The organism is Nocardiopsis changdeensis, assembly GCF_018316655.1.
Lineage (GTDB): Bacteria > Actinomycetota > Actinomycetes > Streptosporangiales > Streptosporangiaceae > Nocardiopsis > Nocardiopsis changdeensis.
Genome location: NZ_CP074133.1, coordinates 190,462 through 203,104, shown reverse-complemented (window position 1 = coordinate 203,104; position 12,643 = coordinate 190,462). Strand labels below are relative to the sequence as shown.

Here is a 12,643-nt window from a genome sequence, read left to right as displayed (position 1 = left end):
CGGATCGTGCGGATCGAAGGTGACCGGTGGAGGCGTCCTCATCCGGCGGTTCTTTCGAGGGGTTCGGTGTCCCGCTCCGCGGAGCGTGGTCGCAGCAGCAGGACGGCGGTGAGGAGGGCGACCGCGTAGAAGGCGCCCGCGCCGAGCATGCCGACGGTGTATCCGCTGGTGAGCGCCTCGTCCAGGCCCGTCCCCGGCGGCTGGGCCGCAGTGGTGGCGACGGCGACGCCGGCCAGCACGGCCAAACCCAGGGCGCCGCCGATCTGCTGACTGGTGTTGACGAGGCCGGAGGCGATGCCCGAGTCCTGTGATGCGATGCCCCTGACGCCGCCGATGGTGGCGGCGACGAACCCGGTCCCCAGGCCGATTCCCCCCACCAGCTGCGCGGGCAACAGCACCAGCAGCGGGTTCTGGTCGGGTGCCAGGAGGCCAAACCACGCCATCGCCGTGGCGGCCGTCGCCGTGCCGACCACCAGCACGGTCCGGGTGGAGGCGCGGGCCTGCAATGCAGGTCCGACGACCCCGGAGCCGATACCGACACCGATCGCGAACGGCAGGTAGGCCAGGCCGGTGGTCATGGGCGAGAACTGCTGGACCGTCTGCATGTACAGGGTGAGGAAGTAGAAGGTGGCCAGCTGTCCCGCGCCCATGAGCAGCATGACCAGGTTGGCGCCGAGTCTGCCGCGGTCGGCCGCTACACCCGGCGGCAGGATCGGGTTGCGCGCGCCGCGCTGGATGAACGGGAACACCGAGAACAGCGCGACGGCGCACGCGCCGAAGACCAGGGCGGTCCCGTCGCCCACCCCATGGGATCCGGCGCGGTTGATCGCGTAGACCAGCGAGCCGAGGGCCAGGGTCGCGGTGACGGCGCCGGGCAGGTCCAGGCCGCCGGGGCGGCGGGTTCCGGGCACCAGGACGACGGTGCCGACCAGGACCAGCAGGGCTATGGGGATGTTGACGAACATGATCCACCGCCACCCCAGGTACTCGGTGAGCGCGCCTCCCAGGAGCAGGCCGACGACGGAGCCGAGGCCGCCCATGGCTCCGTACACGCCGAGTGCCCTGTTGCGCCGGGGCCCGGCGGGGAAGGTCTCGGCGAGCAGGGACAGCGCCGCCGGGGCGACGATGGCCGCGCCGACGCCCTGCAGCACGCGTGCGGTGATCAGCACGGCACCGCTACCGGCCGCACCGCCCAGCAGGGAGGCGAGCAGGAAGACGACCAGACCGACACGGAACAGCCTGCGTCGGCCCCACAGGTCGCCGGCGCGGCCCCCGACCAGCAGCAGGCCGCCGAAGGCCAGGGCATAGGAGGTGAGGACCCGGTCCAGCTCGCCCTCGGGGATCCGGAGGTCGGCCCCGATGACGGGCAGGCCGACGGTCACGATGGTGCCGTCCATCACCATCAGCAGCTGCGCGGCCGCCATCACGAGCAGTGCGAGGCCGTTTCTGTCCGGACGGGCGGGGGTGTGGTCGCTCATGCGCGTTCTCCCCGGGAGGCGACGGCGGCGTGCACCGCGGCGGCGAGTCGGTCGTGTTCGGGATAGGACCAGCCGAAGCCGAAACGGTGCCGGGTATAGCCGAAGGCGATGCCGCCGACCGGATCGGCGAAGGCCTCCGAGCCGGCCGAGCCGTCATGGCCGAAGGCGTTCGCGCTCAGGAACGGGTACCGCAGCCCCTTGGCCTGGAAGCCGAGCGCGTAGTTCCCCTGATCGCCGCGGACCAGGTCCGCGCCGACGGAGTGCAGCTGGGCGAACTCGCCGACGGTGTCCGGCTCCAGCAGCGGGGGCCGCCCGTCGATGCCCCAGACGGCCGCCGCGTACAGGCCGGCCAGGCCGCGCGCACTGCCCACTCCCCCGGCCGAGGCCGGGCCGTTCGCGCGGACGCCACGCGTGTTGGCGAAGCCCACCTGGTCCAGCGGGGGCGTGCCGTCGAGCCCGTAGCCGATGCCGACGAGGCTCCGGGGGCCCGGGACGCCCGCCCAGAAGGCGGCCTCCCGCTCCGGGTCGGCCTCCCACCACAGGATCGGCCGGAACCGCTCCTCCTCGGACTCGGGCAGCCCCAGGTAGAGGTCCAGTCCGTACGGTTCCCGGATGCGCTCCTCGTAGATCCGTTGCAGCGACCGGCCGGTCACCCGCCGGATCACCTCGCCCACCATGGCGAACGAGACGAAGCCCCCGTAGCCGTAGGCCGCCCCGGGACGCCAGTACGGCCGCTGCCCGGCCAGGCGGCGCGCGATCACCGCGTCGTCGGCCAGCTCGGCCGCCGACAGGCCGCCGTCGACGCCGATGACGCCGGAGCGGTGGGACAGGACGTCCCGCAGCGTGACCGTGTCCTTGCCGGCGGCGGCGAACTCCGGCCAGTGCCGGGCCACCGGCTCGTCCAGGCCGAGGACGCCCTCCTGCACCAGCAGTGCCACCACCAGCGTCGCGGCACCCTTGGTCGAGGAGTAGACACCGGTCATCGTGTCGCCGTCCACCCCGTCCCCGGCCCACAGGTCCACCACCCGCCGGCCGTGCGCGTAGGCGGTGAGCTGCGAGCCCGCCAGGCCGTCCTGCTCGGCCACGACCTCTGCGAACACCTCCTCCACCGGTTCGAAGCCGTCCTCCACCGTTCCGTGGACCCGGATCCTGTTCATCCTCGGCAACCCTTCCCTCGTGTCGGTCGCCGCCTTGACGGGCCGAACGGGGCGAAGGTGACCGACCCGTCGGTGGTCACCTTTCGCGGGTCCCGCGCGTCATCAGTACTGAATCCGCTGAAGAAGAGAGGCCCCCCGGCATGACATCCCATGACTTCCTGGCCGAACGGTTCGAGGGCCACCGCCCCCACCTGAGGGCGGTCGCCTACCGCATGCTCGGCTCACTGGCCGAGGCCGAGGACGCGGTCCAGGAGGCATGGCTGCGCCTGGCGCGCTCGGACTCCGACGACATCGACAACCTCGGCGGCTGGCTGACCACCGTGGTCGGCCGGGTCTGCCTGGACGTGCTGCGCGCCCGCAAGGCGCGGCGCGAGGAGTCACTGGAGGAGCGCCTGCCGGATCCGGTGGTCGGCCGGGAGGAGCGCACCGATCCGGAGCAGCAGGTGCTGCTGGCCGACTCGGTGGGGCTGGCGCTGCTGGTGGTGCTGGAGTCGCTCTCCCCGGCCGAACGCCTGGCCTTCGTGCTGCACGACATGTTCGGCCTGCCGTTCGAGCAGATCGGGCCCATCGTCGACCGCACCCCCGCCACGGCCAAGAAACTCGCCAGCCGGGCCCGTCAGCGGGTCCGCGGCGCGGCCCCGAGCCCGGACCCGGACCCGGTCGAGCAGCGGAAGGTGGTGGACGCCTTCCTGGCCGCCGCGCGCGGCGGCGACTTCGAGGCACTGGTGTCCGTCCTGGACCCCGACGTGGTGCTGCGCGCCGACGGCGGCGCGCTCACGAACGGCCTGAAGGTCGTCCGCGGCGTCGAGGCCGTGGCCGGGCGGCTCTCCACCTTCCAGCGCATGGCCACCGGCACCGACACCCGTCCGGCGCTCGTCAACGGCCTGGCCGGCCTGGTCAACACCGTCGACGGCCGACCGTTCTCCGTCATGAGCTTCACCGTCTCCGGGGGCAGGATCGCCGCGATCGACATCCTGTCCGACCCCGACCGGCTGGCCCGGCTCGACCTGGCCGACCACTGAAGCGCCCCGGGGGCGCCGTTCCCGTGCCGCGGCGCCCCCGGCCCCTTCTCCGCCCTCTCGCCCCGTCCGCGGGTCCCGCGCGGCTAGGGTCGGAGGCATGAGCGGCATCCGGGTGATCCTCATCGGCGGCACGTCCCACACCGGCAAGTCCACCACCGCGCGGGCGCTCGCGGAGCGGCTCGGCTTCTCCCACGCCACCACCGACCACCTGGCCCGGCACCCGGGCCGCCCCTGGCGGACGCCCGACCGGGAGGTGCCGCCGCACGTCGCCGAGCACTACGGCACCCTGCCCCTGGACGAGCTGATCGACTCCGTTCTCGCCCACTACGAGCGCCAGTGGCCGCGCGTCGAGGAGATCGTCGCCGAGCACGCCGCCGGCGAGGGCCCCGGCCTGGTGCTGGAGGGGTCGGCGCTGTGGCCGACCCGCGTGGCGGGCCTGACCGCCCCGCGCACGGGCGCCGTGTGGCTCACCGCCCCGGACGCCCTCCTGCGCGAGCGCATGTACACGGGCTCCGGCCACGCCGCCGCCTCCGCACCGGAGCGGCACCTCATCGACGTGTTCCTGGCCCGCACCCTGCGCTTCCAGGAGCTCGTGCGAGCCGAGGTCGAGCGGCTCCACCTCGCCGAACTGCCCGTCGACGGCTCCCGCACCGCCGGGGAGACCGCCGACGCCGTGCTCTCCGCCGTCTCCGCCCAGGAGTCCGTGGGCCGCCCGCGCACACCGCGCCCCTGATCCGGCCGCACGCCCCGCACCTTCTTTAGAGTTGAGTTAGAGAAGCTCAACTTAGGGAACACCCACCGACGCAAGGCCGTTGATCCAGGTACAGACCTCGCAGGCCGCCGCGCACGCAGGGAGGAGGCACAGGCCATGGCACCGCCCGCCGCCCGTTCTTCCCCGGCCCCGGACCGTCGCGCCGCCACGCGGCGCTGACCGCCCCGGGTGTCCCGCTGCACCGGGACTCCCGGCCCCCCGACCCGGGGTCCGCCCGTCCTGCGGGCCCCGGGCCACCCGACCGCCGGACCCCTGCGGGGGCGGTCCGGCGACCATGGAACCCGCACCCGGAGGTGCACATGTTCTCCCCTGACCCTCGGACCCTGCCCACCCCGCCCACGGGGTGGTCGATCGGGTCCTACACCGCCTACACCGAGGCGCAGCGCGCCGTCGACCACCTGGCCGCCAACGGCTTCCCGGTCGAGGACCTCACCATCGTCGGCACCGGGCCCCGCGTGGTGGAGCGGGTCACCGGCCGGCTGACCTGGGGCCGGGTGCTGGGTTCGGCGGCCCTGTCGGGCGTGTGGTTCGGTCTGCTCATCGGTGTCGTGCTGGGGATGTTCACCCCGGGCGGCCTCCTCGGGTCGATCCTCGCGGGGCTGCTCGCGGGCGTGGGCGCCAGCACCGCGTTCGCGGCGATGGGCTACGCCTCCCTGGGCGGGAAGCGGACGTTCGCGTCGCGGACGGAGATCGTCGCCGAGCAGTACGAGGTGCTGTCCGAGCCACGCAGCGCCGAACGCGGCCGCGACCTGCTCGCCCGCCTCGCCCTCACCTCGCCCACCTACTGACCGGCGCGGCGGCCCCGGCGCCCCACGGCGCCGGGGCCGCCCCGTTCACGGGCGCCCGTCCCCGCAGTCGACGTAGTCGGCGACGCTCGCCTCGTACTCCCCGGTCGTGTCGAAGACGCCCTCGAACTCCTCCGTGTAGGCGTCCACGAACGCCTCACCGCCCACCGGGTCCCGATACCGCGGCACCGAGGGCCGCGCGCAGGAACGCGGGTCCGGTCAACCGCCGTCCCCGCAGCCGACGTACTCGGCGATGTCCGCCTCGTACTCCTCGTGCGTGTCGAAGGAGTCGCCTCCGGAGCCGGGGTAGGAGTCGACGAAGGTGTCGCCGGACACCTCGGGGCCGCACCAGGTGACCGTGTTCTCCCTCAGGAAGTCGGCCAGGGCCTGGTCCACCTCCTGGAGCAGGGGGCCGTCCCCGCTCAGCCCTTCGCCGAGGGAGGAGGACCACAGGTCCGGGTCGGTCTCCACCCTCGCCCCCTCACCGTCCTCCACCAGGACGCCGGCCTCCGCCAGCACCTCCCGCGGCCTGTCGCCGGCGTGCGGCGTGACCGGATCCGGGTCCTGCTCGACGAACATGCGCTCCAACGTGAAGGCCCGCACGGTCCGCTGCACCCATTCCGCGTGCGGTCCGCGCGAGGCCTCCGCCTCCGCCGACGGCCCGGGCTCCTCCCGCTCCGGTGCGCACGCGCCGGTGAGCAGCAGTACGAGCGCGGCCGCCACCGCGCGGCGCCCGGGCGCGCGCCGCCATGCCCCGTGTGTCATCACTCGTCGTCCTCGGTCTCCCGGCGCCCTATCTCCTGCACCAGCTCATAACGGGTGTTGTAGGGGGTCGCGAACTCGTTGTACATGGTGTTGCCGTTCGCGGGCTCCCTGTTCAGCGGGTCGATCTGCGTGCTGTTCAGGGCCGCGTGCAGCGCGTTGGCGGCCTCGTCCGCCCCGCCTCCCGGCTCGTTCGTCACATCCCACTTGCCGCGGTCGGTCTCGACCCGGATGGATCCGTCCTGCGTGTAGGTGACGATTCCGTACTCTTCCAGCTCCCGGATCCGCTCCTCGCCCGGCCCCTGGACCACCGCTTCGTTGCCCGAGGTCAGGATGTGGGCCAGGAACTCCACCTGCTGGTTCACCCGGCGCGCCTCCTCGCTCTCGTTCCCGTGGCTGGGAACGTTCGGGGTGATCTCCACGTTGGAGGCCGCCAGGTGCTCGACGATGGGGTCCGACCCCAGCTCCAGCCCCTTGTTGATCAGGGCCCCCACGACCGGGATCTTCTCCGCGAGCCCCCCGGCCTCGTCGAAGGCGAACCCGTACAGCTCCTCCCGGCGCTGCTGCGCGGACGCGTCGTCCCCGACCCTGTCATCGAGTTCCATGGAGATGCCCAGCTCGATGAGGGAGTGGAGGGTGGCCGGGCCGCGGGCGGCGAGCTCGGTGTCCCCGGTCGCGATGTAGAACTCGGTCGCCGCGTACTCGTAGGCGGCGGTGGAGGTGATCACGCGCGCGGCGGAGTCCTCGTCCCCCATGAGGTACTGCATGTAGGCGGACCGCTCCTGGATGCCGATGTTGAAGGCCCCGGTGTCCGGGTTGTACTCGCCCACGCCGGTGATCAGCTCGTCGTTGTTCGCGCCGTCCTCGATGGCGCTCTCGGCGAAGCTCACGATGTAGGAATCGAAGACCCCCGCGAACGCGTCCGCGAGTTCGGGGTTGAACTCGGTGAACGAGGCGTCCTCGCTGTCCCCCACGTCGATGCCGGTGTCGGTGAGCGCCTCCTGCATCTCGGCCGTGGTGACCGTCTCGATGAACCCCGCGGCGGCCGTCCCCGCGCGGTCGCGGACCTCGGCGTCCTCGCTCAGAGCGTCCTCGGCGATCCAGTCGATGAGCCCGCGCGCGGTCGCGCCGTCGTCGTGCCAGTCGTAGGTGAGCAGGCCCTCGACCGCGTTGGTCCGCTCGTGCGGGGCGAAATCCGGCAGGCCCGGAATGGTCTCCCGGCCGTCCGGGTACTCGCCGGTGAGCACGTAGTGGTTGGCGTCCTCGTTGCGGGTGCCGACCTCCACCAGCGGGGCCAGGTCCTCCGACACCACCCAGCCGTTCTCGCCCTCCACGCCCCAGTAGTGCATGTACGCGCCCGCGCCCAGGGTGAGGTTGGTGGAGAACGCGTCGCCGCCCTGGAGCTCGTCGTCGGTGTACCGGAGCAGCTGCGACAGGGCCCGCGCGTCGTCCTGGTAGGTGGCCAGAAGGTACGGCGGCTCGTCGGCGCCCGTCTCGTAGAGGAAGGGCCCCTCGGTCGCCCGGCGGACGCTCTCCGGCAGCAGGTCGTACCCGCCGCCCAGGTCCTCGTCGGAGAGCGTGAGCAGCCCGTCGCCGAGCACCCCCAGGGCGTGCTCGCGCTCCTCGCCGCTCATGTGGCCGCCGTCCATCAGCTCCGGGACGGCCAGGACGCCCATGTAGTGCCCGCCGGTCTCCAGCTCCAGGTTGGTGTAGAAGGCCTCCAGGAAGTCGATCTCCTCGGAGCGGAACCCGCCTCCAGTGTTCTGCGCCTGTTTGGCGTTGGTGCCGATCATCGCCATCATGAGCATCAGCTCGTGGTAGCGGTCGTCCAGCGGCCTGTCCCCGGACCAGTAGGCGGCCAGCTCGGTGGACCACTCCTGAGCGTTCTCCTCGGTCAGCTCCCGGCCGTCCACCAGCATCGTGTACCGGTTCGGGTCCAGGTTGTAGAACGCCCAGTTGGCGTACCCGCCGTCGATGAGCTTCTGCACGTTGACCTTGGTGGCGCCCTCCTCCAGCATGTCGCCGATCTCCTCGGCGTGCTCCTGGTAGGCGGTCCACAGGGTGTCGAACCGGCCGCTGACGCTCGTGCGCTTCTCGACCAGTTCCTCGTACAGGTCCCGGCAGGTGTTCTCGTCGCTCCAGAACCCCCGGCGCTCGGGGAACGTCGAGGTGATGCGGCTGGCGGAGTACTCGCCCGGCACCCGCCCCTCGCAGTCGGCGACGGCGGTGTTCCACTCCTCCAGCAGCTCCTCGCGGCCCTCGCGGAACTCCTCCACGTGGTCGGCCCACATGTCGCTGACCATCGCCGCGTAGGTCAGCGCCACCGCGGCGCCCGTCCACAGCTGCCGGTCCTCGGCGGACAGGGTGCTGATGTCCCAGGCCAGGATGCTCGTGAACTGCCCGGCCGCGCCGTCCAGGGCCGCCTGGAGGTCTCCCGCGTCGCCCAGGACGCGTCCGTTGAGGTCCTCGAAGTCGGCGGTCCGGGCGCGGATCAGGGCGGGTATCGCGTCGGTGGTGCGCAGGGTGAGGGAGAGGTCGAAAGAAGCCACGGGGGTTCCTCAAAGGGGGTTCGGGGGAGAAGGGGAAGGGGTGTCAGTAGAAGTTGACGTTGCCCAGGCCGGGCGGCACGTGGTGGGCGGCGCCGGACAGCTCCTGGGAGCTCTCCAGGTCGTTGAGGGCGATCTCGCTCGCCCCGGCCTGGATGTTGTCGGCCAGCTGGAGCCCGTGGCCCTGCACGTCCACGAACCCCTGGAGGTGGCGCTCGCGGAAGGACCGCCACCCGGCCTCGACGTCCTCCTCGCCCGCCACCCGGATCGCGTCGTCGACCGTTAGGTCGAACGCGTCGGCCAGGCCGGCCATCGCCGTGGCCAGCGCCTCGGCGTCCTCACCGCCCTGCCGCGCCTCGTTCGGATTCGCACCCGTTCCACCGCTCATCGCGGGACACCACCTTCGTCACACGGAGACCGCCATTACCTGTAGATCGCGAGGAAAAAGTAACAGTTGAGGTTTTCACGCATGGTTACGGCTTCGTGATCACCGGGCGTCCCGTGTCCCCGTTCCCCGCGCCCTGAGCGATGGCCCGGACACGGGAACGGGGGCCGCCGGCACGATGCCGACGACCCCCGTGGTGCCGCCTAGAGCCTGTTCTTCGAACTCTCTCCTGTGCCGCCGGGGGTTCGCGAGGCGCCCGGCGGGGTTCTGGAGGCCCGGAGGAGACATCCTCGAGGACGGCCTGAGGCCGCAGGCCGTCCGTTGAGGACCTTCCGCCGCTCGACGGGCGGGCCGCAGCGCAGCGGAGGTTCAAAAGAACACTCCCTAGTACTCGACCGGGACCTCCTCGAACTCCCCGAACGGCCCGGCGCGCAGGGTCAGCTCCTCCACGCTCGTGGCCGGGGCCGGGAACACCGCCACCAGGTTGTAGGTGTTGCCCGGCTGGAGGACGTGCACCTCCTCCGCGAAGCTGCTGTAGCGGCCCTCGCCGAAGTCCATCTGCGCCACGTACCGCACCAGGCCGCTCTCCGGCTCGAACAGCTGGAAGCCGCCCAGGGTGCCCTTGCTGAACTGCTCCGGGCCGCCGGCCACCACGTCGGAGCCGCCCATCTCCGGGATCAGCGGCGCGTCGGTGGTGTTGGTGAGGGCGACCGTGCCGATCACGTAGGCGCCGTCGCGCCGCAGCGGGTAGACCTCCAGGCGGATGCCGTCCTGCTCCCTCTCGGCCACCACCGAACCCGGGTCGTCGTCGTAGGGGGCGGGCCAGGTGACGTTGCGCTGGGCGGTGTTCAGGCCGTCGTCGTCGTACTCCTCTTCCTCCGTCGCCTCGGTGGTGTCGTTGAAGATGTACGAGAACTCCACCCGCCGGTTGCGGGCGCGGGCCTGCTCGTCGTCCGGGCCGCCCTCGCGGGCGATGGGCTCCTTCTTGCCGCGGCCCTCCACCTCCAGGGTGAAGCCCGGGCCGATCTCCTCCGCGAGCAGGTCGCGGACGCTCTCGGCGCGCTGCACCGAGAGGCGGTCGTTGTAGGCGTCGTCGCCGATGCCGTCGGTGTGGCCGATGATCGTGATGGTCGGCTCGTCGGGGTCGACGTTGGCGGCCAGGGAGGTGGCCGCCCGGCGGACGACCTCCTCCGCCTCCTCGGTCAGGTCGGAGCGGTCGAACTCGAACATGACGTCGGAGTGCAGCGAGATGATCTCGCGGTCGCCGTCGCGGGTGGTGGAGGCGATCTCGGAGTCGACGAAGCTCTGCACCCAGCCCTCGTCGGCGACGGCGTCCCCGTCGGGGCGCCGGTTGGCGAAGGTGAGGTTCTCGCCGCTCGGCGGCGGGTCGTCGAGGGAGAGGTGGTCGGGGCCGTTGGGGCTCTCCGGGTCGGGGCGCTCCTCCTCGACGTCCTGGATGGGGATGCCGGTCATGGCGCCCAGGCCGCTGCCGACGAAGGTGACCTGCCGAACCTCGTCGGGGATGCGCGGGAAGTAGCGGACGTACTCGTTGGTGACCCCGTCGTGGACGGGGTAGAGGCCGTCCTGGTTGGGGCTCTCGGAGCCGTACTTGAGGCCGTTCTCGTCGAGGAACTGCCGGTAGACGCGCCCGGTGAGGGGGTCGACGAGGGTGTGGGCCATGCTGAGGTTCCGGTTGGGGCCGGAGAAGTCGTCGAGATAGGTGATCTCGTAGTACATGACGGTGTACTCGTCGGTGCGCTCCAGCCCCGTGACGGAGAAGCGCATCTCGGTGTCCTGCCCGGTGTCCTGGAAGATGCGGCCCTCCCGGACGTAGGGGAACTCCTCCCGGACCTCGGGCGGCCCGGACGCGTCCCCGAACGTCTCGGACCACCAGTCCGATATATCCGCGGTGACCGTGCAGCCGCTGAGCAGAAGGCTGCCCGAGACCATGAGCGCGGCCGCGGCGAGGGGCGTCTTCCGCACCATGTGGGGGAACTCCGATCGTTGGGGAGACGACGTACGGGAAACATCCTCCAGCACTCCGGGAGTCGAACCGACCGAGGTGCCCCACAACGGGCGGAAAGTCCGCCGGGCCTGGCGCCGGAGCGGGGGATGGGCGATTCTTGCTGATATGTCAGCACCTGCCCCGCCCCGTTTCGCGGGGCCGCTCATCGGCCTGGCGACGGCGGCCACCGCGCTGGGAGCCGCACAGCCCGCCGCCGCACTGCTGGGGGTGTCGCCGCCGGTGACGGTGGTGGCCGACGCGGTGGTGGACCACAGCCCCTTCGGGCTGGTGGCGTGGGCGATCTCGGTGTTCGGCGCGGCCGACAAGGCGGTGCTGGTCACGGGGGTCCTGCTGGTGCTGGTCGCGGTGGCCTGCGCCGCGGGCGGACTCGCCCTGCGCCGACCGGCCGCGGGATACGCGGTCCTGGGCGCGGTCGCACTGGCGGGTCTGGCCGCCGCCTGGCTGCGCCGCACCGACGACCCGTGGGCCGCGGTCCCCGTCCTGGTGGCCGCGCTGGCCGGCGCCCTGGCCCTGGCCCTCCTGCGCCGCACCCTGCCCGCCGCGTCCCCGGCCGTCCCCGCGCCCGCCGAAGCCGCGCCCGTGGACGCGGAGCCCGGGAACGCCGGGCCCGGCACCGGTTCGGACACCGCTCCGGGCGGCCCGGGGAGGCGCACGGTGGTGGCGTCCGCGGGGGTGATCGCCGCGGGAGCGGTGGCGGGCGGGGCCGGACTGTGGCTGCCGTCCCTGTCGGGCCGGACCGGCGGCCCCGGGGCGCTGCGGCTGCCGGCGGCCGCCGAACCGCTCCCGGCGCTCGCGCCCGGCACGGACCTCGGGATCCCCGGCCTGTCCCCCTTCTTCACGCCCAACGACGACTTCTACCGGATCGACACCGCCCTGACCGTCCCCCGCCTGGACGCATCCCGGTGGCGGCTGCGGGTGCACGGGATGGTCGACCGCCCCTTCGAGATCACCATGGCCGAACTCCTCGACCTCCCCCTGGTCGAGGCCGACATCACCCTGACCTGCGTCTCCAACCAGGTGGGCGGCGACCTCGTCGGCAACGCCCGCTGGCTCGGGCACCCCCTGGCCGACCTGCTGCGCCGCGCCGGCGTCCACTCCGACGCCGACCAGATCCTGGCCACCTCCCACGACGGCTGGACCTGCGGAACCCCCACCGAGGTCGTCATGGACGGCCGCGACGCCCTTCTCGCCGTGGGCATGAACGGCGCTCCCCTCCCCCACGAACACGGCTTCCCCGCGCGCACCGTCGTCCCCGGCCTGTACGGCTACGTCAGCGCTACCAAATGGGTCACCGACCTGAAGCTCACCCGCTTCTCCGACGAACAGGCCTACTGGGCCGACCGCGGCTGGGCGGAGCGCGGACCGGTCAAGACCATGTCGCGGATCGACGTCCCCGGCGACTTCACCCGGGTCCCCGCCGGGGACGTGGCCGTCGCCGGGGTGGCCTGGGCCCAGCACACCGGCATCGACGCGGTGGAGGTCCGGCTGGACCGGGGCGAGTGGTCCACCGCCGAACTCGCCAGGGTCCCCGGCATCGACACCTGGGTCCAGTGGGTCACCGAGGTCTCCGTCGAGCCCGGCATGCACGCGCTGGAGGTCCGTGCCACCGACGCCACCGGGTTCACCCAGTCCCACGTCGAGGTGGAGACCATCCCCGACGGCGCCGAGGGCCACCACTACCTGAGGTTCACCGCCGAGTAGCCCCCGGAA

Annotated in this window: 10 protein-coding genes; 4 read left to right on the top strand and 6 right to left on the bottom strand. The window is 72.5% G+C overall.

Annotation, left to right across the window (positions count from 1 at the left end; translation table 11 throughout):
* Nucleotides 1-38 precede the first annotated feature (38 nt).
* Nucleotides 39-1,478 (bottom strand): MFS transporter, encoded by a 1,440-nt coding sequence (locus KGD84_RS01070; RefSeq protein WP_220564245.1) that lies wholly within the window; start codon nt 1,476-1,478, stop codon nt 39-41.
* The gene (locus tag KGD84_RS01065) at nt 1,475-2,635 is read right to left on the bottom strand and encodes a serine hydrolase domain-containing protein (protein ID WP_220564244.1); all 1,161 of its coding nucleotides are present in this window, start codon (nt 2,633-2,635) and stop codon (nt 1,475-1,477) included. The genes KGD84_RS01070 and KGD84_RS01065 overlap by 4 nt, the downstream gene beginning before the upstream one ends.
* A 140-nt stretch (nt 2,636-2,775) precedes the next feature.
* Here KGD84_RS01065 and sigJ point away from each other — a divergent pair, with 140 nt between their 5' ends.
* From sigJ to KGD84_RS01050, 3 genes are all read left to right on the top strand, one after another.
* Nucleotides 2,776-3,657: an RNA polymerase sigma factor SigJ gene (gene sigJ / locus KGD84_RS01060; protein ID WP_220564243.1), complete on the top strand. Its 882-nt coding sequence runs from the start codon at nt 2,776-2,778 to the stop codon at nt 3,655-3,657.
* Nucleotides 3,658-3,754: 97 nt separating this feature from the next.
* Nucleotides 3,755-4,390: an AAA family ATPase gene (locus KGD84_RS01055; RefSeq protein ID WP_220564242.1), complete on the top strand. Its 636-nt coding sequence runs from the start codon at nt 3,755-3,757 to the stop codon at nt 4,388-4,390.
* A gap of 338 nt (nt 4,391-4,728) precedes the next feature.
* Nucleotides 4,729-5,217, top strand: a complete 489-nt coding sequence (locus KGD84_RS01050) for a YflT domain-containing protein (RefSeq protein WP_220564241.1) — start codon at nt 4,729-4,731, stop codon at nt 5,215-5,217.
* A gap of 216 nt (nt 5,218-5,433) precedes the next feature.
* Here KGD84_RS01050 and KGD84_RS01045 read toward each other — a convergent pair whose 3' ends face one another.
* From KGD84_RS01045 to KGD84_RS01030, 4 genes are all read right to left on the bottom strand, one after another.
* A complete protein-coding gene (locus KGD84_RS01045) occupies nt 5,434-5,979 on the bottom strand; it encodes a hypothetical protein (RefSeq protein WP_220564240.1) in 546 nt (181 codons plus the stop codon).
* Entirely contained in the window at nt 5,979-8,525 is a 2,547-nt protein-coding gene (locus KGD84_RS01040) for a TPR repeat domain-containing protein (protein ID WP_220564239.1), read from the bottom strand. The genes KGD84_RS01045 and KGD84_RS01040 overlap by 1 nt, the downstream gene beginning before the upstream one ends.
* A gap of 43 nt (nt 8,526-8,568) precedes the next feature.
* The gene (locus KGD84_RS01035; protein ID WP_220564238.1) at nt 8,569-8,910 is read right to left on the bottom strand and encodes a hypothetical protein; all 342 of its coding nucleotides are present in this window, start codon (nt 8,908-8,910) and stop codon (nt 8,569-8,571) included.
* A 381-nt stretch (nt 8,911-9,291) separates the two neighbouring features.
* Nucleotides 9,292-10,893, bottom strand: a complete 1,602-nt coding sequence (locus KGD84_RS01030; RefSeq protein WP_220564237.1) for an OmpA family protein — start codon at nt 10,891-10,893, stop codon at nt 9,292-9,294.
* Nucleotides 10,894-11,038: 145 nt separating this feature from the next.
* Here KGD84_RS01030 and KGD84_RS01025 point away from each other — a divergent pair, with 145 nt between their 5' ends.
* Nucleotides 11,039-12,634: a molybdopterin-dependent oxidoreductase gene (locus tag KGD84_RS01025; protein WP_220564236.1), complete on the top strand. Its 1,596-nt coding sequence runs from the start codon at nt 11,039-11,041 to the stop codon at nt 12,632-12,634.
* The last annotated feature ends 9 nt before the right edge of the window (nt 12,635-12,643 follow it).

Excerpts from the sequence above, each read along its gene's own strand:
- KGD84_RS01030 (WP_220564237.1), bottom strand. The coding sequence starts at position 10,893 with ATGGTGCGGAAGACGCCCCTCGCCGCGGCCGCGCTCATGGTCTCGGGC.
- KGD84_RS01035 (WP_220564238.1), bottom strand. The coding sequence starts at position 8,910 with ATGAGCGGTGGAACGGGTGCGAATCCGAACGAGGCGCGGCAGGGCGGT.
- KGD84_RS01065 (WP_220564244.1), bottom strand. The coding sequence starts at position 2,635 with ATGAACAGGATCCGGGTCCACGGAACGGTGGAGGACGGCTTCGAACCG.
- KGD84_RS01070 (WP_220564245.1), bottom strand. The coding sequence starts at position 1,478 with ATGAGCGACCACACCCCCGCCCGTCCGGACAGAAACGGCCTCGCACTG.
- KGD84_RS01025 (WP_220564236.1), top strand. The coding sequence starts at position 11,039 with ATGTCAGCACCTGCCCCGCCCCGTTTCGCGGGGCCGCTCATCGGCCTG.
- KGD84_RS01050 (WP_220564241.1), top strand. The coding sequence starts at position 4,729 with ATGTTCTCCCCTGACCCTCGGACCCTGCCCACCCCGCCCACGGGGTGG.
- KGD84_RS01045 (WP_220564240.1), bottom strand. The coding sequence starts at position 5,979 with ATGACACACGGGGCATGGCGGCGCGCGCCCGGGCGCCGCGCGGTGGCG.
- sigJ (WP_220564243.1), top strand. The coding sequence starts at position 2,776 with ATGACATCCCATGACTTCCTGGCCGAACGGTTCGAGGGCCACCGCCCC.
- KGD84_RS01055 (WP_220564242.1), top strand. The coding sequence starts at position 3,755 with ATGAGCGGCATCCGGGTGATCCTCATCGGCGGCACGTCCCACACCGGC.